This window comes from Microbulbifer sp. ABF4_148 (assembly GCF_056158985.1).
Window position 1 is genome coordinate 507927 of the sequence record NZ_JBSWUI010000001.1, and the last position, 24019, is coordinate 531945.

24 protein-coding genes are annotated in these 24019 nt (G+C 59.9%); 9 read left to right on the forward strand and 15 right to left on the reverse strand.

Annotated elements, in window-relative coordinates; genetic code table 11:
- Window positions 1-18: 18 nt before the first annotated feature.
- The 7 genes from ACXAD0_RS02105 (at window position 19) to ACXAD0_RS02135 (ending at window position 9488) form a co-directional block, all read left to right on the forward strand.
- The gene (locus ACXAD0_RS02105) at window positions 19-1650 is read left to right on the forward strand and encodes a TldD/PmbA family protein (RefSeq protein ID WP_475086690.1); all 1632 of its coding nucleotides are present in this window, start codon (window positions 19-21) and stop codon (window positions 1648-1650) included.
- 67 nt (window positions 1651-1717) lie between these two features.
- Window positions 1718-2428 carry a DUF4159 domain-containing protein gene (locus tag ACXAD0_RS02110; RefSeq protein WP_475086691.1) on the forward strand — a complete coding sequence of 237 codons (711 nt, stop codon included), beginning with the start codon at window positions 1718-1720 and terminating at the stop codon, window positions 2426-2428.
- A 7-nt stretch (window positions 2429-2435) separates the two neighbouring features.
- Window positions 2436-3434 (forward strand): AAA family ATPase, encoded by a 999-nt coding sequence (locus tag ACXAD0_RS02115; protein WP_475086692.1) that lies wholly within the window; start codon window positions 2436-2438, stop codon window positions 3432-3434.
- A 3-nt stretch (window positions 3435-3437) separates the two neighbouring features.
- Entirely contained in the window at window positions 3438-4328 is an 891-nt protein-coding gene (locus ACXAD0_RS02120; protein WP_475086693.1) for a DUF58 domain-containing protein, read from the forward strand.
- Complete coding sequence (locus ACXAD0_RS02125; protein ID WP_475086694.1) at window positions 4328-5524, forward strand: BatA domain-containing protein; 1197 nt, start codon at window positions 4328-4330, stop codon at window positions 5522-5524. The genes ACXAD0_RS02120 and ACXAD0_RS02125 overlap by 1 nt, the downstream gene beginning before the upstream one ends.
- Window positions 5521-7872: a hypothetical protein gene (locus tag ACXAD0_RS02130; protein ID WP_475086695.1), complete on the forward strand. Its 2352-nt coding sequence runs from the start codon at window positions 5521-5523 to the stop codon at window positions 7870-7872. The genes ACXAD0_RS02125 and ACXAD0_RS02130 overlap by 4 nt, the downstream gene beginning before the upstream one ends.
- Window positions 7869-9488 carry a hypothetical protein gene (locus ACXAD0_RS02135; RefSeq protein ID WP_475086696.1) on the forward strand — a complete coding sequence of 540 codons (1620 nt, stop codon included), beginning with the start codon at window positions 7869-7871 and terminating at the stop codon, window positions 9486-9488. Before ACXAD0_RS02130 ends, ACXAD0_RS02135 begins: the two co-directional genes overlap by 4 nt.
- 31 nt (window positions 9489-9519) lie before the next feature.
- On the opposite strand, the gene ACXAD0_RS02140 is transcribed toward ACXAD0_RS02135, so the two are convergent.
- Window positions 9520-10026 carry a lipocalin family protein gene (locus tag ACXAD0_RS02140; protein WP_475086697.1) on the reverse strand — a complete coding sequence of 169 codons (507 nt, stop codon included), beginning with the start codon at window positions 10024-10026 and terminating at the stop codon, window positions 9520-9522.
- Window positions 10027-10398: 372 nt separating this feature from the next.
- Complete coding sequence (locus ACXAD0_RS02145; protein WP_475086698.1) at window positions 10399-11175, reverse strand: ferredoxin--NADP reductase; 777 nt, start codon at window positions 11173-11175, stop codon at window positions 10399-10401.
- A gap of 117 nt (window positions 11176-11292) precedes the next feature.
- On the opposite strand from ACXAD0_RS02145, the gene ACXAD0_RS02150 reads away from it, so the two are divergent.
- The gene (locus tag ACXAD0_RS02150; RefSeq protein ID WP_475086699.1) at window positions 11293-12171 is read left to right on the forward strand and encodes a LysR family transcriptional regulator; all 879 of its coding nucleotides are present in this window, start codon (window positions 11293-11295) and stop codon (window positions 12169-12171) included.
- Between the two features lie 107 nt (window positions 12172-12278).
- Here the strand turns inward: ACXAD0_RS02150 and ACXAD0_RS02155 are convergent, their stop codons facing one another.
- The 8 genes from ACXAD0_RS02155 to ACXAD0_RS02190 form a co-directional block, all read right to left on the reverse strand.
- The gene (locus tag ACXAD0_RS02155) at window positions 12279-13895 is read right to left on the reverse strand and encodes a M28 family metallopeptidase (RefSeq protein ID WP_475086700.1); all 1617 of its coding nucleotides are present in this window, start codon (window positions 13893-13895) and stop codon (window positions 12279-12281) included.
- A 108-nt stretch (window positions 13896-14003) separates the two neighbouring features.
- A complete protein-coding gene (locus ACXAD0_RS02160; protein ID WP_475086701.1) occupies window positions 14004-15347 on the reverse strand; it encodes an SLC13 family permease in 1344 nt (447 codons plus the stop codon).
- A gap of 93 nt (window positions 15348-15440) precedes the next feature.
- Window positions 15441-16181, reverse strand: coding sequence for a hypothetical protein (locus tag ACXAD0_RS02165; RefSeq protein WP_475086702.1), 741 nt, complete (start codon window positions 16179-16181; stop codon window positions 15441-15443).
- A gap of 33 nt (window positions 16182-16214) precedes the next feature.
- Window positions 16215-16625, reverse strand: coding sequence for an ACT domain-containing protein (locus ACXAD0_RS02170; protein ID WP_475086703.1), 411 nt, complete (start codon window positions 16623-16625; stop codon window positions 16215-16217).
- A 10-nt stretch (window positions 16626-16635) separates the two neighbouring features.
- The gene (locus ACXAD0_RS02175; RefSeq protein WP_475086704.1) at window positions 16636-17433 is read right to left on the reverse strand and encodes a hypothetical protein; all 798 of its coding nucleotides are present in this window, start codon (window positions 17431-17433) and stop codon (window positions 16636-16638) included.
- A 136-nt stretch (window positions 17434-17569) separates the two neighbouring features.
- Window positions 17570-18076, reverse strand: a complete 507-nt coding sequence (locus tag ACXAD0_RS02180; protein ID WP_475086705.1) for a hypothetical protein — start codon at window positions 18074-18076, stop codon at window positions 17570-17572.
- A gap of 458 nt (window positions 18077-18534) precedes the next feature.
- Complete coding sequence (locus ACXAD0_RS02185; RefSeq protein WP_475086706.1) at window positions 18535-19218, reverse strand: thiol:disulfide interchange protein DsbA/DsbL; 684 nt, start codon at window positions 19216-19218, stop codon at window positions 18535-18537.
- Window positions 19219-19426: 208 nt separating this feature from the next.
- Complete coding sequence (locus ACXAD0_RS02190; protein WP_475086707.1) at window positions 19427-20074, reverse strand: c-type cytochrome; 648 nt, start codon at window positions 20072-20074, stop codon at window positions 19427-19429.
- Window positions 20075-20237: 163 nt separating this feature from the next.
- Here ACXAD0_RS02190 and yihA point away from each other — a divergent pair, with 163 nt between their 5' ends.
- Window positions 20238-20879 carry a ribosome biogenesis GTP-binding protein YihA/YsxC gene (gene yihA / locus ACXAD0_RS02195; protein WP_475086708.1) on the forward strand — a complete coding sequence of 214 codons (642 nt, stop codon included), beginning with the start codon at window positions 20238-20240 and terminating at the stop codon, window positions 20877-20879.
- Window positions 20880-20936: 57 nt separating this feature from the next.
- Here the strand turns inward: yihA and ACXAD0_RS02200 are convergent, their stop codons facing one another.
- The 5 genes from ACXAD0_RS02200 to ACXAD0_RS02220 form a co-directional block, all read right to left on the reverse strand.
- Window positions 20937-21149, reverse strand: coding sequence for a hypothetical protein (locus tag ACXAD0_RS02200; protein WP_475086709.1), 213 nt, complete (start codon window positions 21147-21149; stop codon window positions 20937-20939).
- Window positions 21130-21498: a hypothetical protein gene (locus ACXAD0_RS02205; RefSeq protein ID WP_475086710.1), complete on the reverse strand. Its 369-nt coding sequence runs from the start codon at window positions 21496-21498 to the stop codon at window positions 21130-21132. The genes ACXAD0_RS02200 and ACXAD0_RS02205 overlap by 20 nt, the downstream gene beginning before the upstream one ends.
- 669 nt (window positions 21499-22167) lie before the next feature.
- Window positions 22168-22803, reverse strand: coding sequence for a ribose-phosphate diphosphokinase (prs, locus tag ACXAD0_RS02210; RefSeq protein ID WP_475090291.1), 636 nt, complete (start codon window positions 22801-22803; stop codon window positions 22168-22170).
- A 4-nt stretch (window positions 22804-22807) separates the two neighbouring features.
- On the reverse strand, window positions 22808-23170 hold the full coding sequence (locus ACXAD0_RS02215) for a ribose-phosphate pyrophosphokinase-like domain-containing protein (RefSeq protein ID WP_475086711.1): 363 nt from the start codon (window positions 23168-23170) through the stop codon (window positions 22808-22810).
- Entirely contained in the window at window positions 23171-23845 is a 675-nt protein-coding gene (locus tag ACXAD0_RS02220) for a phosphoribosyltransferase (protein WP_475086712.1), read from the reverse strand.
- Window positions 23846-24019 lie beyond the last annotated feature (174 nt).

Sequence of the window (24019 nt, forward strand, 5' to 3'; positions counted from 1 at the left end):
AAAGAATAAGGAGCTAACATGGACCGAAGAAAATTTCTCCAGTTAAGCGGTGCCGGTGTCGGTATGTCTATGCTGCCGCTTTCCGGTAGCGTAGTCGCAGAAAGCAAACTGACCATGAGCGGTATCGATGTCGCCGTAAAAAAAGAGCTGGCCGATGCCGCGCTCAATACCGCGACCCGACTCGGCGCCAGCTACGCTGACGTACGGATTGGCCGTTACCTGAACCAGTACGTGGTAACCCGTGAGCTGAAACTGCAGAACGTGGTCAACACCGAGTCAATTGGCATGGGTGTACGCGTGATCGCCAACGGCACCTGGGGTTTCGCCGCCACCAACGATATGACGGTTGATGGCATCGCTCGGGCAACCACACAAGCGGTAGAAACCGCCAAGGCCAACTCCAAGTACCAGTCCGAACCGGTGCAGCTGGCCAAACAGAAAGGTTTTGGCGAAGTCAGCTGGAAAACGCCGATCCAGAAAAACGCCATGGAAATTCCGCTGGCAGAAAAAGTGGATCTGCTGATGGAGGTCAACCAGTCCGCACTGGATGCCGGTGCGAGCTTCATCAACTCCATGCTGTACCTGGTGAACGAGCAAAAATACTTTGCTTCCACCGATGGATCCTATATCGACCAGGACGTACACCGCTTGTGGGCACCGATGCAGGTCACCGCAGTGGACAAGAAGAGCGGCAGCTTCCGTACCCGCAACGGCCTGAGCCAGCCCGTGGGTCGCGGCTTCGAATACCTGGACGGCCGTGAAGAAGACAAGATCCAGTCGCAAACCGTGCTCTACCGCGACTCCTACGACATGGTCGAGGACGCAAAACTGGCCGCACAGCAGGCCCAGGAAAAGCTTACCGCCAAGTCTGTCAAACCGGGTAAGTATGATCTGGTTCTGGACCCGAGCCACCTGTGGCTCACCATCCACGAGTCGGTCGGTCACCCGCTGGAACTCGACCGGGTTCTGGGTTACGAGGCGAACTTTGCCGGTACCTCTTTTGCGACCATCGACAAATGGGAGAGCGGCAAATTCCAGTACGGCAGCGACAAGGTCAACCTGTTTGCCGACAAGGTGCAGCCGGGCTCACTGGGCGCGGTCGGCTACGACGACGAAGGCGTGCAGACCGGCAGCTGGGATCTGGTGAAAGACGGTGTGCTGGTGAACTACCAGGCCGTGCGTGACCAGGTACATATGCTCGATCAGGATAAGTCCCATGGCTGTTGCTATGCCGATAGCTGGTCGAGTGTGCAGTTCCAGCGTATGCCCAACGTTTCCTTGCTGCCCGGCGAGGAAGAACTGAGCCTCGACGACATGATCAAGGACGTCGAGAAAGGCATCTACATTGTCGGTGCCGGTTCCTTCTCCATCGACCAGCAACGCTACAACTTCCAGTTCGGCGGACAGCTGTTCTATGAGATCGAGGAAGGTGAAGTTGTCGGCATGCTGGAAGACGTTGCTTACCAGTCGAACACCCAGGAGTTCTGGAATGCCTGTTCACAGATTTGTGACAAGCGGGACTACCGTCTGGGCGGCTCCTTCTTCGACGGTAAAGGACAGCCGTCGCAGGTGAGCGCTGTTTCCCATGGTAGTTCCACAGCGCGCTTCGATGGTGTGAATGTGATTAATACCAAACGCAACATTGGCTAAACGCCCCCGGGGCCATGCCGGTATTCGCCGGCATGGCCCGCTGGTGCCCACTCCCAGAGCTGTAACCGTGTCGACTTCCCGCAGACAGTTTCTTCGCAATGTGTTGCTCGGCAGCAGTGCCCTGGCATTGCCAACGTCCTTGCAGGCGCAGTCTTCCCGAGAGCCATACGATTTTTATTTTACCCGCCTGATGTACGAGTCCGGCGACTGGGACGTCGACCAGCGGATGCCTTCCAACGTGCTGAATTCGCTGATCGAATATACCAATCTGCGCGTCGACCCCAATGAACGCATCGTGCCACTGGCCGATCGCAAAATGTTGCAGGCACCGTTCTGCTATCTCGCTGGCCACAAGCTGGTGGAATTCACCCCGGCAGAGCGCCAGAATTTTAGAGACTACGTCAACCGCGGTGGCTTCGTGTTTGTCGACGACTGCAACCACGATATCGATGGCCTGTTTGCGAAATCATTCGAAGCACAAATGGTTGCCCTGTTTGGCGAAGACTGCCTGCAAAAGCTGCCCGATGATCACCCGCTGTATCACTGTTTTTTCCAGTTCGACGAACTCCCAGTAACCAGTTTCGAGCTGAATGGATGGGGGGATGATCTGGTGCACGATTATCTCAAGGCCATCGTCGTCGACGGGCGCATCGCCGTTCTGTATAGCAATAAAGATTTTGGTTGTGAGTGGGACTATGACTACCGCAACAAACGCTGGCTGGCGGTGGACAATACCCGCTTCGCCGTCAATATCGTAATTTACGCACTCACGAGTTAAATAACCGATGCATGCCGATCTAGAACAGCAACTCGATTCCGCCGCTAACGACCTGGCACAGCTACGTGCGGAAATTGGCAAAGTCATTGTCGGCCAGTCAGCGGTCGTCGAGCAGATGCTGATCTGCCTGCTGGCGGGTGGCCATGCCTTGCTGGAGGGGGTGCCCGGCCTGGGCAAGACCCTGCTGGTCAAAACCCTTGCAACGGGTACCGGCCTGGACTTCAAGCGTGTGCAATTTACCCCCGACCTGATGCCCAGTGATTTGCTCGGCACAGAAATTCTTGAAGAAGACCACGGCACCGGCAAGCGCTTTTTTAAATTTCAGAAGGGCCCGGTCTTCACCAATATCCTTCTTGCGGATGAAATCAACCGCACCCCGCCGAAGACCCAGGCCGCGTTGCTCGAGTCGATGCAGGAAGGACGCGTTACTGTCGCCGGCGAAACCATGCCGCTACCGCAACCCTATTTTGTGCTGGCCACCCAGAACCCCATCGAACAGGCGGGCACCTATCCCCTGCCGGAGGCCCAGCTGGATCGCTTCCTGTTAAACATCGTTATCGATTACCCGACCGAGTCGGAAGAGGTCGATATTCTGCGCAGCACCACCGGCGACACACCGGCGGATACTCGCCCGGCGCTGGAGGGGAAAGCGCTGAAAGAAATGCAGTCGCTGGTGCGACAGCTGCATATCAGCGATGAGTTGCTGGGCTGGGTCGCGCGGCTCGTTCGCACTACCCGTCCAGATCCCGAAAGCGGCAGCGAGCTGTCGCAGTGGATTCAGTGGGGAGCCGGGCCCCGAGCGGGCCAGGCGCTGGTGCTTGCCGCCAAGGCACGTGCCTTCTTGCATGGACGGCTCGCGGCAACTCGCGACGATGTACGCGCCCTGCTGGCTCCGGTACTGCGTCATCGCCTGCTACTCAGTTTTCATGCGGAGGCAGAAGGTATCGGCATGCAGCGCGTCATTGAAGCGCTGCTGGAACGCTGCCCGGAGCCCGGCCGGGACTGAGTTTTGATCCAGCTAGATCCCCGTACGATAGCGGATACCCGCGACCTGGTGTGGCTGTCACGACAGCTGGCATTGCAGGCGACGGCGGGTCTCCAGCAAAGCCGGCGTCGTGGCGCCGGTCTGGAATTCCAGCAATACCGCAGTTACGAGCCGGGCGATTCCATCCGCCAGATCGACTGGAAGTTGTATGCGCGCAGCGATCGCTACTATGTGCGGGAATCGGAGCAAGACAGCCAGATGCATATTGGGTTCGTGCTGGATACCAGCGCGTCGATGGGGCAGGTTAGCTTCGCCCAGCCAGCACTGGACAAATTGCAGTACGCACGCGCCTGGATTGCGACGCTATCATGGATCCTCAACCGACAGGGCGATCACTATTCCCTGATGGCACTGAACGGCGAGCAAATGCAGTACATTCCTGCGGGCCACGGTGAGCAACACCATCGCAACCTGTGTCTGGCATTGGCACGTCTCGAGGCAAGGGGAGATTGGCCCGGTGCCTCACAGCTGGACCGCTACTGGGGCCAACCGGATGCGCCCTCCGTGGTTGTACTGCTCAGTGATTTCTTCGAAGAAAAAGCGGAAGTCAGCGCACTGGCGGGGCGTCTGCAGGCAGCGGGCAGGCAGTGCCTACCGGTACAACTGCTGGTAGAGGCGGAATCGAGTTTTCCCTTTGGCGGGGACCTGCGGGTGCGAGATCCCGAGCGACCGAACACGCTCGAGATTGACGCCGGCGCACAGCGACACGAATACCTGCAGGCGTTTTCTGCGGCACAACAGGCATTGGGCCAGCGGTTGGCCAAAGCTGGTGCACCGCTGACCACCCTGGATATTGAACAACCGATGGCACCGGCGCTGCGCCAGTTCGTGCGTACACACGGCAGGGTTGCCTGATGGAATTTGTCTCCGCATCTTGGCTATGGCTGGGGCTCGCTGCGGCAATCCCGCTGGCGCTGCACTGGCTGCAGCGCGGCAGCAGTCGGGAAATTACCTTTGCGGCTTCACGATGGCTCGGGCAACACCCCCAGCAACGCTGGCGCCGACTGCAGCTGCGCGAAAAGTTACTGCTGCTGTTACGACTGCTGATTATCGCACTACTGGCAATAATTCTGGCCCGTCCCATGCCTGCGGCTGACGATAGTGGCCATCAACGCATTCTCGTGGATCCGGCCCTGTCCCCCGAAGCCATCGAGGTTTTTGTTGAAACCGAGCTGGCAATCGACCGCGAACCGGACAGTGCCTATACCTTGTACTGGCTGGACGTGCCGCCCAGACCTTTTTCAGATCCCGCGCCACACACCTGGACGGATGATCGGCGATGGCAAACACTGCGGGCGCTTGCCGGGCATCCCGCACTGCGCAATGCACAGATCCTGTTACCCGCTGCCGCAGGACATGCGCGTGACGAGGGTTTGAAAGCGAGTCCCGGTTGGCGCTGGCACCAACTCGAAAACCCTGCAGCAACCATCGACTCCGCACCCAGCGTCACCGTGGCCGGAGACCAACCGCTGTGGTTGGCGCCCATGCTGGCGCAGCTTGGGTACGACGGTGAGACGGTCCCTGCTGTCGCGCAACTCGATGATCCTGCGCGGATTCCCGCCGATTTCACCGGTTGGCTCATCTATGCCATGCCCGGCGACTTACCAGCGGATGTGCAAACGTTCGTGCGCAATGGCGGCCTGCTGATCACCGATCGCCGCGTAGAACTCGAGACGCGAGATGCGTCGGCAAGTGCGCTCCCGGTGTCTGGTCGGGGTAACGCCTACCGATTGCACGCGATAGGGCGCGGCAGCTGGCTGCAGTATTCCGCCAACTGGGATGCGAACGATTTTATCCAGGATCCCAATTTCCCACAGGATACGTGGGCACAATGGCGCTCCGCAGACTGGCAAACACAGCGCGCACAGCGTGTGCGCTGGAGCCCCAAGCGGGTACCGGTGCAGGAAGTCGCCATTGACGCTGAAACACCGGGCAGCTTGCCGATGGCACTGTGGCCCCTGCTGGTGGTCCTGATCACACTGCTGGCGGCCGAGCGCACTCTGGCGCTTTATGGCGGTCGCAATGAGCAGATTCAGGGAGGTGCGGCGTGAAGGGCATGGCTCCTGCCGATCGCTTTCCGGCACTGAGACGCGCAGCAAAGCACTGGCGCCGCGGCGCACTGACACCCTTTGCCTGGATATCAGCAACCGTTGTACCCGCGGCTTTGCTGGTGGACTGGTGGCTGGGTTCGACGCCGTGGCTGCTCGTGGTGAGTGCCAGCTTCATTGCCGTGGCTGTCGTGTGTGATCGCCAATGGCGGCCACAGCCAGCAGCGCTGTGCCAGCGATTGAACGCGCGCTATCCCACGTTACAGGACAGTACGGAACTGCTGCTTAACACGGGCGCCGATGGGGGCAACGTGTTGGCCTTGCAACGTCAACGCATTGCCGATGAACTGGCGGCACTCGAGCAACATCCCGCATTCCGGCATTTTCACCCCGACTGGCGGCGCTGGCCAGTGGCCTGCGCGGCGCTGCTACCCACCCTGTTGCTCATGCTGGTGTGCGCACAACAGATGCTGCCGTCACGCGGGATAGCGGACAGGCCCGGGAACATTGGGGCTGCGGATTCCATCAGCGCCGTGAATCCCACATTGCAAGCAGCACAGGTCACGGTGACGCCCCCTGTTTATACAGGGCTGGCGCCGGCCACGCACGGGCTGGATCTGCGCGTGCCGCAGGGCTCACGGGTCAAATGGGAGATCGAAGTATCCGAACCGATTACTGCACTGGAGATGCACAGTGCAGACAAGGTGCTGGCCTTTGCGCCAACAGGCGAGCCACCGGCAACCCACTGGACAATGACGCGCACCCTTTTCGAGAACGATGCATACCTGTTGCAGGCAACAGCGCAAAAGCGTGGCACTGCCGGTGAGGAATCCTTCCCGCTGGGAGAGATCCACAACCAGGAAGTGATCCCGGATACGGCCCCCACCTTCGAGTTTAATTTCCCACGGGATCCGGTCACCGTGTTGGCGGATGCGACGTCCCGCGACGCGGGCACGATTGACGTGCTGGTGCGCGATGATTACGGCTTTGTCGACCGCAACAACGCACCGGCGGTCGAGCTGTCGATAACGCTGGCCAGCGGTACCGGGGAGAACGTGCGCTTCCGCAACAAGCGTTATCCGCTATCTGCCGAGCAAGCGGACAACAATCAACGGCGCTATCGTTTCCAGTTACCGCTGCAGAACTACGCCATTGAGCCAGGCGATGAGGTGTACTGGCAACTGATCGCCACCGACAATCGCCAGCCACAGGCAAACACCGGCAAGAGCGCGAGCTTTATCGTGCGCTGGCCCCAGGATGAGATCTTCGGCCTGAGTGATGCCGAGGGGATGGCGATTCGGGTGATGCCGGAGTATTTCCGCAGCCAGCGACAACTGATTATCGATACAGAAGCGCTACTGGCCGAAGCGGCGAACATCGATGCCGACCAATTCCGTGCGCGCTCAGAAACCCTGGCCTACGAACAGAATTTGTTGCGGATGCGCTATGGTCGTTTTCTCGGCGAAGAAGACTCCGCGTTGGAGGCACATGACGAGGCCAAGCCGGAAACCCCTGGCGAGCCGAAGCATGAACACGATGAGCACGACGGCCACGACGGCCACGACGGCCACGACGGCCACGATGAGCATGACGGCCACGAGCAGCACGGACCTGGCCATCAGACTCATTCCTCGCACAACCACGCCCACGAACCGGGCCAAAGTGCCCCCAACCAACAGTTTGGCGATGCGACCGGTGTGGTGGAATCTGCCGGACACTCGCATGACACCAGTGAACACGCGACCCTGTTCGACCCCCAGACCAAAGAGCTGCTGCGCTCCGCCCTGAATGCAATGTGGTCGTCCTGGCGCGAACTCTCGATCATCGAACCCCGCGCTTCCTTACCCCACCAGCACGAAGCCCTGCGCTATATCAAGGAGGTGCAGCAGGCCTCGCGCATTTATCTACAGCGGGTCGGATTCGAAACCCCGCCACTCGATGAACAGCGCAGGCTCACCGGTGATCGCGAGGAAACCATCGCGCAATCGGTAGAGGAAACCCGTCAGGAAACCGACCGGGAGCGCGTCCTGTCGCTACTCGCGCTCACCGCACAGGGTGCATCACTGCCCGAGTCACTGCTGCAGCCATTGCGCGCCCAGCCGCGGTTCTCGGCCGGGGACAATGCCGTAGCGTTTAACCGGGCGCTGCTCGCCTATCGCCAGCAACCGGATAACGTCGATGCGCGTCAGGCCCTGCGCAGCGTGCTCAACCGACTGTTGCCGCAACCTGATGCGCGCCCCACCCTGCCGCGACAACAGCAGACCCAGGGACCTTTTCATCAGTGGCTGCTCGACAAGCCGGCGATGGATGTCCCGGCGGCGGAAGCAAACCCACAGGGGGACGCACCGTGATCTCGTTAAGCTTGCTGGCACTGATCCTTATCGGCGTGTCACTCTCGCTGTGGGCATTGCTGCGTCGGGCCCGCTTGCAGCAAGCGGGGCTTTTGCGGGTGGGGCTGCAGGCCATGCTGCAGTTCGCCATCTGGCTATGTGTTTGGTGGCTCTGGCAGCCACCACACTGGCTGCCCGCGGCGCAGGAGGCGTCGATCCCCTTCACTGCCGACCAGCCCATGTTTCGGCGCGCGCTGATCGATCACGCTCCCCAGCGTCTGACACTATCGTCTGCGGATGACAATCCGAGTTGGCAAGTGGACTGGCCACGCCAGCTGACACTCGGGGATTCCCTCAACCTCTCCCTGAGCAATCTGGACAGCCTCCCAGCTGAGACCCGCCTTACGTTGATCGGCCCGGACGGCAATACCGTCGACGCGCACAACCTGGATGGCGACGCGCTTGCGCGGATCGCTGCGGCGGACAACCGCATCACCCTCCGCCATGTACCGGCGCAGGCCGGCGCGCAGCTTTTCCAACTGGAAATTGACACCGGCGCATCGCGCCGACGCGAACCGGTGCCGGTACAGGTACTGGAGCCAAGCGCCCCACAAACCTTGTTGTGGACAGCCGGCCCGACGTTTGAAACCGCCGCCCTGCAGCGATGGCTGCGCCAATCCGGCACGCCTGCAACCGTGGTGACCCAGCTTGCGCCGGGTCTGGCGCGCAGGCTGAAACTGAATGACGGGCGTGCAGCCGGTGAGAATCCCCTTGCCGGAGAACCCTTCGACCAGGTGATCCTCGACAGCCGCCTTTGGCCAACACTCGACGCGCAGCAGAAAGCGGCACTGGCGCGGCAACCGGCAGTACTGTGGCTGGTGGATCGCGATACCCCCGAATCTTTCCTGCAGGCGCAGGCTACAAACGGGTTGGCGCTCGCGCCCCTGGCGAAGCCATCCGTAGTTGAGATGGACGTTGAGCAAAACCTGCCACCGCTCATATCACGGGGCTTCCAGCCTCGCAGTACACGCGCTGCGGATGCGCAGATTCGCGCGAGCTCCGGCGATGTCCTCTACTGGGGTAGAGCACTCGAAGACGGTACCCGCGGCTTTGTGCTGTTTGATCGCAGCTACCGCTGGATCACCGCCGGGGGCGGCCCGGAGTACGCCGCACTGTGGAAGCGGGTGTCCGACCTGCAACTCGCGCAGCAGGGGGCCGCACCACCGCTGCGCGCCGACACACCCCTCGCGCGCACCGGCCACGCGCTCACCCTGTGTTCGCCCGCACTGCTACAGGCATCGGCACTGCAGGTGGCAGAACTGGCTCGTCCGGACGCGCCGCTGTCGCTACTGACTGCAGCGGATCGCCCCTGTGCAACCACATGGCCGCTCGCCGCCGGCTGGCACCGTCTTGAGGGTACCAAGACGCCAGGGGACTTTTACGTGTTTGAGGAAAGTGCTTGGCCATGGTGGCAACAGGCCCTGCGCGAACGGGATACCGCTCAGATGGCAATGGCTCGCCTTGGCCCCTCTGTGCAGACGCAGGACCGAACCGCCCTGCCGCGCGCCTGGATCGCCGTCATGCTCTTACTGCTGCTGACCGCGAGCTGGCTGATGGAGCGCCGCACGGCGCACTAGGCCGTTGACAGCAGCCGATCCGCGTCAGGTGTCAGGGTAGCGGCGACTGATCGACGAATATCAGTTGGTCGGTATCAAAGCCCAATTCAGCCGCACGGGCGACCAGTCGCTTCAGCACCTCTTCCGGCAGACGGGGTTCACGCGCGAGTATCCACAGGTAGGAGCGGTTGTAGCCACTGACCAGCGCATAGCGGTACTGCGGATCCAGTTCGAAGATGACGTAGGAAGAGTAAAAGGGCCCGAAGAACGACACTTCCAGATGGCCGGTATCGGCGCCACGGGCAAACCTGGCGCGACCCTCAGCCTCTTTCCAGCGGCCACTGGCGGCATCATAGCCGCGGTTCAGGACATGCACCGAACCATCCGGGTTCAAGCGGTAACGGGCGGTCACCCTGCTCAAGCCCCTTTCGAAGCGGTGATCAAGGCGTGCAATCTCATACCATTCGCCGAGAAAGCGCTGCAGTTCAAAATTACCGACCGGCTCAACCCTTTCCGGTAAGCCGGTACATCCGCCAACGATTAGCAGGAGCAGCACCATACTGGCGGCACTTTTCCAACGTCGCAGGACGGACAAGATGGGCAAAGGCTGCGAGGGGCGTATTTTAACCATGCGTAGTGATAGCGCAGGGCCGACAGAAATCCAAGTGCAGGCCCTGGCGCGACCGCCGGGCTTTCGGGAAAAGTGCTGGGGTCTGTATTTCGCTTCGCGTGAACATCCCTGACGCGCTTCCTTTCTCAGGCTTCCTTGCACAGTGCCTCCGGCACCCTGACCCACTGGCGAACGTCCCTGCGTGGGCTCCCTGTCGCGATCTTCCTGACGGAAAACGGCAACACCGGGCAAGTCCCTCTTCCCGGTGCAGCGAAATACAGACCGCAGCACTTCCCCGGGGGAAGGCTACGAAGTGAGCGATTACTTCTCTACGAATGCCCGCTCAATCACATACTCGCGCGGTACACCCGCACGGGTTTCACTGAAGCCCCAGCCATCGAGAATGGTAGTGAGGTCCTTGAGCATGGCCGGGCTGCCACACAGCATGAAGCGGTCTTCCTCTACATTCGGCTGCGGCACGTTCAGGTCGCTGAACAGCTTGCCCGACGTCATCAGATCGGTCAGACGGCCGTTGTTGCGGTAGGGTTCGCGGGTGACGGTGGGGTAATACAGCAACTGCTCGCGCACCATCTCACCGAAGAACTCATGCTCCGGCAATTCGCGTTCGATGTGATCCTGGTAGGCCAGCTCGGAAACGAAGCGCACACCATGGGTCAGGATGATCTGGTCAAAGCGCTCGTATACGCTCGGATCCTTGATGATGCTCATAAAGGGTGCCAGGCCTGTCCCGGTCGACAACAGCCACAGGCGCTTGCCCGGCAGCAGGTGGTCGGCAACCAGTGTGCCCGTCGGCTTGCGGCTGACGAAGATTTCATCACCGGGTTGGATCTTCTGCAATTTAGAGGTCAGCGGGCCATCCTGTACCTTGATGCTGAAGAACTCCAGCTCATCTTCATAGTTGGCACTGGCGATCGAGTAGGCGCGCAGCAACGGGCGGCCGTTGTCCTGCGGCAGGCCGATCATGGTGAAATGGCCGTTCTCGAAGCGGAACGAGGGGTCTCGGCTGGTTTTGAAACTGAACAGGGTGTCGTTCCAGTGATGAACCTCCAGCACCTTTTCGATATTCAAATTAGACATAGCAATATAACCGATCTATTCCTGTTCGTTTGATGCGGCAATTTTAGGGATGGAAAACCTATCGGTAAAATGGGATATTTCGATATCTGTTATCGATTTTTCTTCTATTAGAATCTCATGCGCTACTCGCTCCGCCAACTGCAGGTATTTCTCGCCTGTGCGCACTTCGAAAATGTCAGCCGTGCCGCCGCGAGCCTGAATATGTCACAGTCCGCGGCTTCCGCAGCGCTCAAGGAGTTCGAGCAGCAATTCGACCTGCGACTGTTCGAGCGCACCGGCAAACGCCTGCGCCTGAACGAACTGGGCAGGCAACTGTGGCCGCAGGCGGAGGCCCTGCTGGAACAGGCCCAGGCGCTGGAGGAATCACTCGCCGGTCATTCGGATCTTGGGCGGCTGAAAATTGGCGCCACGCTGACCATCGGCAACTACCTCGCGGCCGGCATTATGGCGCGCTATATGGCCGAACAACCGGACGCACGGGTGGAACTGGAGGTGGCCAATACCGCAGCTATTGCGGAACGGGTCCTGAACTTCGAGCTGGATCTGGGTTTGGTAGAGGGCGAACTCAATCATCCCGACCTGGAGATTTTGCCCTGGCGCGATGATGAACTGGTCGTGTTCTGCGCACCGGATCACCCACTGGCAGGGCGCAAGAAACTGTCGGACAAGGACCTGTGTGACGCGACCTGGATACTACGCGAACCGGGCTCGGGAACGCGGCAGTCCTTCGAGCGTGCACTGGCTGGCCTGATGCCCCAACTGCAGATATTGCTGGAGCTACAACATACCGAAGCGATCAAGCGCGCGGTAGAGGCCGGGTTGGGGATCAGCTGCCTGTCCCGGGTATCCCTGGCGGACGCGCTGAAACGCGGCTCGCTGGTAGAGCTGCCGGTACCCCAGCGGGATTTTCGCCGTGAATTTTATTTCACCCTGCACCGGCAAAAATATCGCAGTGCCGGTATCGAGCGCTGGCTCGAACTCTGCCGACAGACATAAAAAAGGCCTCCAATGGAGGCCTTTCGTCACGTCACTCACAGTAGCGCAGATTTAATAACCGCGCGGCCATGCTGACGTAACAACACAAACACAGCCCGTGCAGTCTATCACCGTTTGCTCGCAAACAACTCACCGAAGAAATCACCCTGCACCCAACGCGGACGTCGCTTGCTATCGGCCACCTCCCGCAGGATGACGTAATTCACCGCGGCAAACTGCTCGGCAGCCACATAATTAATCTGCGCATCCGCCTCGTCAGTATGCTGGTGGTAGCGCTCGGCAAAAAACTGCTGTTGCATGGCTGTTCCGTCAACATCCGGATCAGCAGAATCGCGGCCGGTAATCAGGAAGACCGCGGGAACACCCTGGCGGACAAAACTGTAGTGGTCGCTGCGCACAAAAATCGCGGCTTCCGGCATTGGGTCGGGACTCAAACGCAGCCCGACACGGGCCGCCGCCCGTCGTACCGTTGGCCCCAGCGAGGAGTGTTCGGCCCCGAAGGCGATAATGTCGCGAAAGGGGTAGAGCAACATGGGCATATCAAGATTGATATTGGCGACCATCGCACTGGCCGGAATCGGCGGGTACTGGGCAAAATAATCGGAGCCGAGCAAGCCCTCTTCCTCACCGGTCACAGCAACAAACAGCAGTGAGCGCCGCGGTGCTTTACCACTGGCTTTTACCAGTCGCGCCGTTTCCAGCAACATAGCCACACCGGCCGCATTGTCCTGGGCACCATTGCGAATACGCCCCTCAGTGTCTGTACCAATATGATCCAGGTGCGCGCTCAGTATGACAAACTCATCGCGCAAACGCGGATCACTGCCGGGTATCATCGCGACGACATTCGGGCTGTCGACGCTACGGTGGGTTGCCGCGCGCCGCATCATCGCCCGGTATGGCAACGCAAACCCCTGCGGCACGAGGCCATTGGAAATTTCGGTAAAAATGGTTTCCAGACTGCGTTCGGCGCCGATAAACAATTGGCGTGCGGCGGGAATGTCGAGGTAGGCCGAGCCGCGCAATCCGCGAATGGCATTGCCGGGATGTCCGTCCGGGGCCAGCCAGTCAAAGCTTGCGTCCATGCGTCCGGAGCGAAGACGCTCGAATGGGGAAACCTTTTCCCGCTCGGGGGTATTGAGGGAGATTATCCCGATCGCTCCGTGACGTCTTGCGGTTGCGCCCTTGGTGCGTCCGGATCCGTAATAGGCACCCTCCTCGCTGGGCAAGCGCGAGGGGCGCCCACCGAGCACCACCACAATCTTGTCGCGCACATCGAGGCCGGCATAATCATCGATGCCAAATTCCGGCGCTTCTACGCCGAACCCGGCAAACACCAGCGGAGCCGACACTTCCTGATTGACTGCCGCCGTCGGCGGGCGACTGATAAAGTCCTCTCCAAAAGAGAAGTGGATATCGCCGGCAGGCCCCTGCAATACCAGCGAAGGTAGCGTATCGTCCCAGCTCGCATTGCGAAAAGGGACTTCCTGTAAATAGCCATTCATGCCGGGCGCGGGCTGCAAACCCAGCATCGCAAACTGATCCGCGACATAGTTGGCCGCGCGACGGTAGGTCTCGCTTCCGGTTTCGCGGCCGGCGAACTCATCTCCGGCAAGATATTCCAGGTGCGTACGAATGTTCGCGGTATCGACCGCGGGGACTTTCGCAGTTGGCTGCACTGTACAGGCGGCCAGGCCAAGCAGGACCAGGCATACGATCGCCATGGTATTTTTCTTTGAAAACAGGGATTTCATTGCTGCCTTGGCGCTTATCGCGCGTTTTTAAAATCAGGAGATGCCCAAATAAGTTTCAGGAGGATTGCCCCCTGCTGATCAGGCAAGCCAGCTTACCATGAACCAAACAGTGGGTATTGCAAGGATGTTCAGCATCAATCCTGCACGGATCATTGTCCGCTGCGGCACCTCGCCACTGCCATAAACCAGGGCGTTGGGTGGGGTTGCCACCGGCAGCATAAATGCACAGGTTGCCGCGATACCCACCCCCAGCACCATGGCGTAAGCCATATGCGGACTGAACTCCTGACCGAGCGCGAGGAAGACCGGCACCAGTATGGCGGCACTGCCTGTATTCGATGCCAGCTCCGTGAGGAAAATCATCAGGGCGATACAGGCCATCAACAGCAGCCAGTCGGGCGCGCCGCCCAGCCCACCCAGCATGCTTTGCGCCAGCCATACCGAAGCACCGGTTTGTTGCAGCACCGCGGACAGGCAGAGTCCGCCACCAAACATCAGCAGAATGCCCCAATTGATTTTCTCCTGCAGTGCAGGCCAGCGAATCAGGCCACACAGCGGAGCAAGCGCAGTAATTGCCAGCCCGACCATCGCATCGAAGCCGCGGCCGACACCCAACCATTGACTCAGGGGGGAAGAGAAAGTCCAGCCAAACACAGCCAGCAAAAACAGCGCGACCGCGCCAATCGCGCCGGGCGTCCATGACAGCGAATGATCGAGGGGCGGGCGTACCTCAGCGGTTTCTCGATCCGGCCGCAGCACCAGCCACAAACAGCCCAGCACCAGCGGAAACATTGCCAACGTCGTCGGCAGCCCAACGCGCAGCCAGTCGGCAAACTCCAGATCCAGTGCCCGCGCGGCGATGGCATTGGGCGGGCTGCCGATCATCGTCGCGATTCCACCAATATTGGCAGCGTAGGCGGTCCCCAGTAATAGCAAGATCCGCGTGCGTGGATGCTGTTCATCCACCAGTGACAGCGCGATCGGTAACATCATCGCCGTCGTCGCCGTGTTACTCATCCACATGGACAGGAAACACACCACCGCGAGGAATCCGATCAGCGTTGGCCACAGGCGACCCCGCCCCATACGCAACACCGATGCCGCCAGGCGGCGATCGATTCCATGGGCCTGCAACACGGCAGCGAGGGCAAAGCCCCCCATAAACAGAAAAATTATCGTACTGGAGAACGGGGCCAACGCCTCGCGCGCTGGCATCAGTCCACTGATATAGGCAACGAGCGGCACCAGTAAGGCGGTCACCGGCAGCGGGATGATTTCACTCATCCAGAGTCCGGCGGCAGCCAGCAATACGAACAATCCAAATTGCTCACTTCCCTCACCGGCAGCCTGGGATAACAGCCAGGCGACCGCAAGCCACGCCAGCACAGCCAGCAAACGCAGGGGTATCGGTAGATCAGACAAAGGAAGGCTTCCCGTTTTTTTTCGGCACATTCGCGCCATTATTTTTTATACGGCAGTTGGTGCTGCGTGACTATCGGGGACTACGATATCAAATCAGTGGCGGTGCCGCTGAAAACGCTGGGCCACCGCACGCTCCACCTGCTCATGCGCGCTATCCGGGCAGAAGTCGCCGTGAGCTGCCATCAAGTGAAGGAAGGGGAGCGCCAGCACGCGCTGAAAATCCTCATACAGCATGGTCTCGCCGTCGACGGTCTCGGCACACATCTGTCGGCACCAACTCGGGGCAACCTGCATCCCTCGTCGGAAGCCCTGCAGCCGCAGCAGATTCTTGCCACACCAACTGCAGCCGCACCAACTCATCCAGTACTGCAGCGCATCACAGGTGAGCAGCAGGCCACCGCAGCGCGGCAACCAGAGCACCGCCTCCGGGAATCGACCGTGGCTGAATTCGACGAATTTGCCTTCGTGAAGTGGGCAGGCACCGTTCTCGCGAATTTCGGCATCGCCACCCGGCAGGGGATAAATCGCGGAATGGCGCTGACACCAGAATGTCAGCTGAAAACGATCACGATAATAGAGGTCATCGGACCCGTGACAAAAACCGAGCCGAACAGCATGGCGTATGTTGCCAAGGTCCTGCAATTTTTCTTCCTGCTGCGCGCGCAAACGGATCGGGTTTACCAGGGTAAGGTCATCCCCCTCCCGGATGATCACCATATTGCGATTGACCGTCGCTGCCGGGGCAATCTGCACCGTGCCAGGCAGATAGAACACATCGGGCATCAGCTGGCGAATTTCGCCATGAGGCCTCGGCAATGGATAGTCGACGCGCATGGTCGCTCGGGCAACCTTGAGGGTTCAGGATCCTTAGAGATACTGTGCCCGATTTCCCAACCCGCGCAGGACCTGCATGGCCCGCTGAGCCAGCTCTTCGGCGACAAAAATGTGCTGCCCCTCTGGCGTCGACAGGAAATCAGCGGCGATCCCCCGTGCGAGAAACTCCTCGGATACCAGTGCCAGTAGTCCGCCACCATCACCATTGGCGCGAGCACGCAGGGAAATTTCCCGCACAGGATCTGCCACTTCCAGTCCGGCGCGCTCTGCGAGGTCTCGCGGCAGTATGGCCGCGTAATCATCGCCTTCGCGCACCAGGCAGCGACAATACGGCGCGAGCACGGAAAGTTGCACCGACGGCAGCGTGCAATACACGCAATCGCCGTCATGAAGTTTTGGGTTCAGGTCGCGGAGTATCTGCTGCAAACGGATTTCTGCATTCATAGCGTTGCCGTTACCTTTTTCGTTTCGTTGTCGATTTTTTCGCGCCGGTTCTTGTCCGCGCGGGTGTGTCTGAGAATTCTTCCCCTTCGAACTCGGGCTCGTCCGGGGCTGGCGTGGTGTCCAGGTCTTTTTCATTTTCCGCGCGCAGGGCTTCACTTTCCTCGCGTCGCGCCTGTTCCTGCCAGCGATCCAGGGTGCGATCGAGATCCTGCTCCAGCGCGATACTTGGGAACTCGGGACACGGCGCATCTTTTTCCGGGTTGTGCCACCCAGAGAGCGGTGCGACAAATACAACGAGAGACTTGTGCAGCCGATTCTCGCCGATATTGGCTTCCGTCCAGGTGGTTTGCCAGGCAAACCGGCCGCGCACCGCGTAATCACTCTCGTAGGATTTCAGCGTCAGGAAGTAGGGGTATACCCTCCCGCCGCGACACACGATGCGTCGTTCCGTTTTGATATTGGCCATCTGCGTGTAGGGATCGAAATACCAGCGGATGTCGTAGCCATAGGCAAACCGCATCTCCTCACCGTTTTTTGAAAACGCATAGGATCTGCCGCTGCCATCGGCATTGAGGCTCCAGACATGATGGGCGTCGCCATCACGGGAGATAAGCCAGGAACCCACCCATTGCTGAGGGTCGAGACGGGATTCGGTGTGCCAGCCCTGGTTGGAAGCCCCGGCCTCCTGTGAAGGTTGCTGCGGCTCTGATCCAGCATCGGTGTCCTGGGCCTGCGCTGCGGCAATGAGGCCGCCGCCAGCAATGCCGGCGCATACAAGCAGTGTGTGAACAATCCGCTGCTGCCTCACGCTATCGCTCCCAGTGCACTGCGCCTCGTCCTGAGAACTGCTTCCTATCCGTGTGAGCCCTGATTGTCGGGGAACGCGGCCACCGACGTGGCCGCAGGTCATTGGTAATTTCACTGACGTGCTCCAGCGCAGGCGATTAGCCTGACAAGCGGGGGCATTCAGCTCCAGCGCGGGGGGTTTCCCAGCTGTCCAGTCGACGCTGGAAAGCCAGAAGACCGCCGCCATGCTGGCGCCAATGACGACCATCCAGTATTGCGAAGTTTAAGGTGACCGGGCTCCACCCGGTAAAGGCGACAGCGACGACACCGCCATTACAGCGCACCGAGGCCCCGGTGCGGATACGCACCCGATTGCCCTGTACCGACCAATTGATGGCAAAGCCATGGGAAAGGTGACCACTTGGAAGGAATCCGTACGCATAGCCGGAGCCGTCGGAATTTAGCTGCCACACCAGCTGTTCATCTCCCTCGCCCACAACCAGCCAGTCACCCGACCAACCGCGTTTTTGGTCATCGGCCAGTGCCAGTGGCACCAGCAGGAAAATCAGAACAATGGCGAGGTGGGCCTGGAAGAAAGCCGCCAAAACCCGACGGGAAGCAAGTTGGAATGAGAGGGGGGCGAATATTGGACGCAAATACTTCATGCGCTTCTCTACTGCTGCTGACCACAGGATGGCGACACTGCGGTGACGCCGGTTTTCCTGGCCGATCCCTCCTGCGATGGGGAAGAATCGGCGTGAAAAAGAGCTTGTGCGCGCTTTTTCACGTCCCTTCTCATTCAAGGCTAGACGCAAAAACGCACACTGGCAGACGAAACGTCAAAAATATTCAATCGCCCGCCAGCGGACACCGGCGAGACGGATGGGGCGAGGATGCCTGACCGTGGACGGGCGCAGGGCAACGGATTGTCGGCGCGCCACTTGAAACACAGACTACCCATGGATCCCTGTGCCACCCGATGCATTGACAGCGGACGGCGGGCAACAGTTATAGGGCGAGAGCAATCCATTGCCCAGCACGCGGATATCACAGATGCGCCAGGATACCTTCGAGCATAAAAAAACCCCGCCAGGGCGGGGTTTTCAGCAACGCTGCGGACAGATCAGCCGCCAGTGCGCTCTTTCTCTACGAGGTAGTCAACAACGTCCAGCATCATGTCCTGGCCATTGGTTTTCCCCTTGAAGCCGGGCAGCGAAGTCGATACGCGATACTTGCCAGCCACTACCATTTCCGGGGTTCCGGACAGCTTGTAGGCACGCTGGTTGGCCATGCCCTGCTTCACTTTGCTGTTGATGGCGAACGAGTTCATCAGCTTGGCCGCCTTGGCGCCATCGGTACCGTTCTTGTTGAACAGTTCCTCAATGGCAGCGAGATCGGTTTTCCATTCGCGGCCATCTTTGGTGGCAAACATTTTGCGCTGGTTATTGATCGCATTGAAGATCGGTGCGTGCATCTGGTCGAGAACACCCATCGCATCGGCGACGTAATACATGCGTGCATGGATCTCCATGACCGGCTGCCAGATAGCCGGAATCTTGGTCAGGGCCACGTCGGTCGCCACGCCCTTCTTCCACTTATCCAGTTTCGGCTCGAAGTGATAGCAGTGGCCACAGCCGTACCAGAACAGCTCAGTCACCACAATTTTGTCAGCATTCTTTTGCGGTACCGCCTGGGGCAGCACCTGGTAATGCTGGCCCGCCTTGAACTGGCCGGGCTCCTGCGCACAGGCGGCAAGGCTGAACAGCATGGTCAGCGCCATGGCGAATTTGGTGACTACAGCTCTCATGAGATTCTCCGTTGTTATGTCCGGCGGCGTGGCGCCGGATACGCAATTCGTATTCCAGGCCGATTATTTAAGGAAGCTCTGGATAAGTCCATAGACTTGTCCACAGGGAGAAAGGTTCCTCAGTCAGAAACCCCGGATGCCAGACAGTAAAAAGGCCGGCAGAGCCGGCCTTTTGCAGGGACTGTCCCGGCAGTCGCCGGGTGTCGGATCAGTTCAGACCGGCAATATAGTCCGCGACAGCTTTGATCTCGGCGTCGGAGAGCTGCTTGGCGACGCTGCGCATGACACGGGTTTCGCCGTCGTTGGTGCGATCACCAGCGCGGAACGCCTTCAGCTGCTTCTCGATATAGTCGGCATACTGACCGGACAGACGCGGATAACCGGCCGGGGCATTACCCAATCCAGTCGGGGAGTGGCAACCCATACAGGCCGGCACATTGCTTTCGCTGTTACCCGCGCGGTAGATATCACGGCCCAGCAGCAGCGCATCAACGCTTTCGCCGCTGTTCAGCTTGACGGACATCGGCTGCGAACCGGACAGCTGCATGGCCTGGGAAGCATAGAACGCAGCGATGTCGGCGAGGTCCTGCTCGTTGAAGTTATCCAACTGGCCAGTCATCTCGATGATTTCACGATCACCGCTCTTCACATCTTTCAGCTGCTTGAGCAGGTACTTCTCGCCCAGGCCGGCAATTTTCGGGAAGGCCGGTGCCGGGCTATTGCCGTCCGGTCCGTGGCAAGCTGCACAGGCTGTGGCCTTCGCCTGGCCCGCCGCGGCGTCCCCGGCCGCCATTGCGAACGGCGCGGCCAATACCAGGCCGGCTACCAGAGCGGTTTTCTGTAACATGCTGATCATTCGTGTTCCCACCATAGCGCGCTGAAAAAAATAGCGGTCCATTAAGCTTTCTTACTGCAAACTGCAGCCCCTAGCGCCGCCCCCAAAGCTCTCCAGCGACGCTTAAACGGCGGCATTATATACTTGCACGCCAAGTGAGTGTACCGAATCTGGCAGAACTACCATGTCTGAAGCTTTTCCCGCGAAACTGAACTACCGTCGCGTTCAATTTTTAACCAGCGCCCCGACCCTGGCGGAGTGCCCGCCTGACGAAGGTGCCGAGGTCGCCTTCGCCGGCCGCTCTAATGCCGGCAAGTCGAGTGCGATCAATGCCCTGACAGAAAATACCAAGCTGGCACGCACCTCCAAGACACCGGGGCGTACCCAGCTGATCAATTTCTTCAGTGTCAGTGACCAACAGAGACTGGTGGACCTGCCCGGCTACGGCTATGCCAAGGTCGCCCGTTCCATGAAGGATGAGTGGCAGAAGCACCTGGCGTTCTACCTGGAACAGCGCCATTGCCTGAAGGGGTTGATCCTGTTGATGGATATTCGCCAACCGCTGAAGGAATTCGACCAGCATATGCTGAGCTGGGCGGTCGAGTCCGGCCTGCCCGTGCATATCCTGCTGACCAAAGCAGACAAAATGAAGAATGGCCCGGCCAATAATACGCGCTTCGCCGTGGAAAAAGAGCTCAAGGAGCTCGGCCTGGACCGCGGCGTCTCGGTGCAGGTGTTTTCCTCTACCAAGGGCAAGGGGCTCGACAAGCTGGAACGCCAGCTCAATGCGTGGCTTGAAATCAAGGATGCGGACGCCGCGGAGTAACTGCGGCCTCCTCTCTTGCGGCACCAGGCACTAGCCCCGCTCGGCAGTGCACACCGGTTAATCCCCCTCGACCTCCAGAGACTCCAGCAGCAATTGTCGCAGTTGTTGCCTGGTATCCGGGCCCAGCGCGCACAGCTCTTCCACACAGAGCTGTCGACTGGCAAGTAGACGCAGCAATGTGTCCGGTTCCATCAGCAGGGCAAGAGGCTGTCGCCGACAGCGCCTTGCTGATAGCGTATGGAACTGGGCTTCAGTGCCGTATCGGCGCATCGCTGTCCTCCCTCTCCAGGCATTGCCACTGACGCCGCAGGCGATTTCGTGTGGCGGTAATCAACTGCTGACACCGCGCTCGTTCCGCCGTATCGCAGGCCGTCGCCAGCAACAGGCTGGCACATTGACTGAAGCGCCTGACTGCCACCGCGGGGTCCGGCCACTGCACCTCCAGCAAGTGATCGGCGAGCTCATAGGCACATCCCCCATAGCACCGTGCCGCCTGCCGTTGTCCGGCAGCAAAATGCAGGCGGCCCTGGTCGAGCCAGCTGAGCATCATCCGTTCGGCACGTTCGGTATTGGCCAACAGCCACTGCCGATGGTTGGGGCATAGAAAAGTTGCTTTCACCGGGTACTCCTTTTTGCTCGCGGCGGCTTTTGATCGGCGCGCTCACGATCGACGCCCTTAAAGTTAATGCGAATCATTCGCAATTGGCAAGGGTGTGAGGATGAATTGGGCGTCTATGTTGCCGGCGTCAGGGACGACCAGTACAACGCGCCATCAGGGGCTGCGGGGCGCAACAGGGAAATTCAGATAAAAAAAAGCCGGCAGATGGGGGACTGCCGGCTCAGGGGGGCAGTGCCCTTGGGGATGGGCACTTAACAAGACGCGTCCAGGGGGAGGACACGCCTTTGGGTTCTTACAGCAGCATCAACAATGCCGCTTCCTTACCTCTCTACGATAAGGTCGCTCGGGTGGATTCCCAACGTGGCGTTTAGACCCACCTCTAACGTTTGCGCACCATTGTATTAATGACTACGGGGTTTTCCAGAAGTTATTCCCACCGAACCGCAAAGGCGAGAACCACGTCATAAAAAGGCAAAAAAAACCCCGGAGTGGGAACACTATCCGGGGGTGGGGTAGGAATTCAGCCAAATCTAATGATGAGAGGAACCAACTGCTTATTTAGTCACGGGCAACTCAGGAAGGTTCCAAACAACGGTAAATTTTTTCCCGTCGATGCCGCAATCCTGAGGAACTGGCGCGCAATTGGTCTTGCGACCCACTGGAGGCACCTCAACGCATCAAGGGTGTCAGGTCTTCGTGGCGATAGAGGGCGCGTATCAACTGGGCCACGAGCGGCGCGCAATCCAGCACCATCAGACTATGAGCATCCGCTTGTGGCAGAGAGTTCGTCACGACAACACTATCCACCGGCAGCGCGGCCACTTTGGACAATGCATCACCGCAAAACTGCCCGTGGCTGGCCATCAGATGGACCCTTGCGGCGCCGGCATCCCGCAGCTGGCGCACGGCGCGGGTCATGGTGCCGCCACCAGCGATCAGGTCATCGACCAGTATCACTTGAGCGCCGCTGACATCACCGATGACAGCCCCACCATGCAGGGTTTCGTCATCGCGATACTTCTCGATAAAGACCTTACCCAATGGCACACCGAGCTTTGCCGACAGGAGGGCACGCAGTGCCTCTGCACGCTTGATCCCGCCGATATCGGGCGAGCCAACCACCAGCGGCTGTGTTGTATTGCCCTGACGCGAGATCCAATGCGCGGCGAACAGTGCGTGTGCCGGCAAATGGACAGTGCGACACCGAAAGACGTTTTCGAACGCCGCCTGATTGTGCGCTTCGAGTGTTACTGCACAGTCGAGTCCGGCCAGCTCAAGGTGTGCGGCCAGGTAGCGTAACGGCAGTGCATCATGGGCCTTGGTGCGGCGGTCCTTGCGCCCATAGGCGAGAAAGGGCGCAGACCAGGGTCACCCGGTCTGCGCCCGCATCCTTGAGGCTGTGGATAAAAAACAGCAGGCGCAGCAGAAGCGCGTCGACCTCCTCGCCACCCTGTTGTCGGTCGGCATCAGAGAAGACCGACTGGACGATGTACACATCCGCACCCGCCACCGTGCTCATGGGCCGCAACCGGTATTCACCATCGGCAAACCGCCGCTCCTCATGCGCAGCGGGCGTCACCCCCAGATGTGTGGCGACGGTCCGTGCAAAATGACTGCCCGAATCGAGGCTGAAAACCATCAAGGGCCGCTGGCCTTTGCCCAACAGCGACATCTAGTTCGCCTCACCATCCGGCCGGTTCGCGGCAGGATCACCGCCCAGCGCGTCGAGTACTTCTTCATCGGACAACTGGTCAAAGCGCTGGTACCAGGCGCCAATGGCCCAGAATTCGGTGGGGAGTTCCAGGCACACAAAGCGATCGGCCAGTGGCGTGAACCGGGCAACGACATCGGGTGGTGCCACGGGTACTGCGACGATCAGCTCGGCGGGCGCTTCGGCGCGCACGGCGCGGGCGGCAGCTTCCATCGTGGCGCCGGTGGCGATGCCGTCATCCACCAGTATCACCCGGCGTCCATGCAAATCGGGCCAGGGCTTGTCACCACGATAACGCAGCGCGCGGCGATCCAGTTCAGCGCGTTCCGCAGCGGTTTCCGCCGCGAGATCCTCATCGGTCACCGCGTATCGCCGCAGCACATCTTCATTGAGAATTCGCGCGCGCGCGGTAATGGCACCCATGGCCAGTTCCTTGTATCCCGGGACCCCCAGCTTACGCACCAACAGGAGGTCGAGGGGCACTCCGAGCGCGTTGGCAACCTCCTGTGCGACCGGCACACCGCCGCGGGGCAGCGCGAGCACAATCGTTTCCGTATCATCGCGCTCGATCGTCTCGGAAAGCTCACGAGCCAGTGCCTGTCCGGCTGCGCGGCGGTCTTTGAAGGGGATGGTCACGGTGGTCTATCCGCTGCAGTAATAGAAGCAGACTAGCAGAGGCGCAGGGGTATTCAGGGCAAGGCTCAGCGGGCGAGCATCCGGCCCTTATCCGGGCGGGAGGGGCGAAATCGCGGACAAAAAAAACCCCGGTCTTGGGGGAGTACCGGGGTGAGCAACATCTGACTTCCTTTT

Excerpts from the sequence above, each read along its gene's own strand:
- ACXAD0_RS02105 (WP_475086690.1), top strand. The coding sequence starts at position 19 with ATGGACCGAAGAAAATTTCTCCAGTTAAGCGGTGCCGGTGTCGGTATG.
- ACXAD0_RS02115 (WP_475086692.1), top strand. The coding sequence starts at position 2,436 with ATGCATGCCGATCTAGAACAGCAACTCGATTCCGCCGCTAACGACCTG.
- ACXAD0_RS02125 (WP_475086694.1), top strand. The coding sequence starts at position 4,328 with ATGGAATTTGTCTCCGCATCTTGGCTATGGCTGGGGCTCGCTGCGGCA.
- ACXAD0_RS02140 (WP_475086697.1), bottom strand. The coding sequence starts at position 10,026 with ATGGTGCTGCTCCTGCTAATCGTTGGCGGATGTACCGGCTTACCGGAA.
- ACXAD0_RS02145 (WP_475086698.1), bottom strand. The coding sequence starts at position 11,175 with ATGTCTAATTTGAATATCGAAAAGGTGCTGGAGGTTCATCACTGGAAC.
- ACXAD0_RS02150 (WP_475086699.1), top strand. The coding sequence starts at position 11,293 with ATGCGCTACTCGCTCCGCCAACTGCAGGTATTTCTCGCCTGTGCGCAC.
- ACXAD0_RS02155 (WP_475086700.1), bottom strand. The coding sequence starts at position 13,895 with ATGGCGATCGTATGCCTGGTCCTGCTTGGCCTGGCCGCCTGTACAGTG.
- ACXAD0_RS02165 (WP_475086702.1), bottom strand. The coding sequence starts at position 16,181 with ATGCGCGTCGACTATCCATTGCCGAGGCCTCATGGCGAAATTCGCCAG.
- ACXAD0_RS02170 (WP_475086703.1), bottom strand. The coding sequence starts at position 16,625 with ATGAATGCAGAAATCCGTTTGCAGCAGATACTCCGCGACCTGAACCCA.
- ACXAD0_RS02180 (WP_475086705.1), bottom strand. The coding sequence starts at position 18,076 with ATGAAGTATTTGCGTCCAATATTCGCCCCCCTCTCATTCCAACTTGCT.
- ACXAD0_RS02185 (WP_475086706.1), bottom strand. The coding sequence starts at position 19,218 with ATGAGAGCTGTAGTCACCAAATTCGCCATGGCGCTGACCATGCTGTTC.
- ACXAD0_RS02190 (WP_475086707.1), bottom strand. The coding sequence starts at position 20,074 with ATGATCAGCATGTTACAGAAAACCGCTCTGGTAGCCGGCCTGGTATTG.
- yihA (WP_475086708.1), top strand. The coding sequence starts at position 20,238 with ATGTCTGAAGCTTTTCCCGCGAAACTGAACTACCGTCGCGTTCAATTT.
- ACXAD0_RS02200 (WP_475086709.1), bottom strand. The coding sequence starts at position 21,149 with ATGCGCCGATACGGCACTGAAGCCCAGTTCCATACGCTATCAGCAAGG.
- ACXAD0_RS02215 (WP_475086711.1), bottom strand. The coding sequence starts at position 23,170 with ATGTCGCTGTTGGGCAAAGGCCAGCGGCCCTTGATGGTTTTCAGCCTC.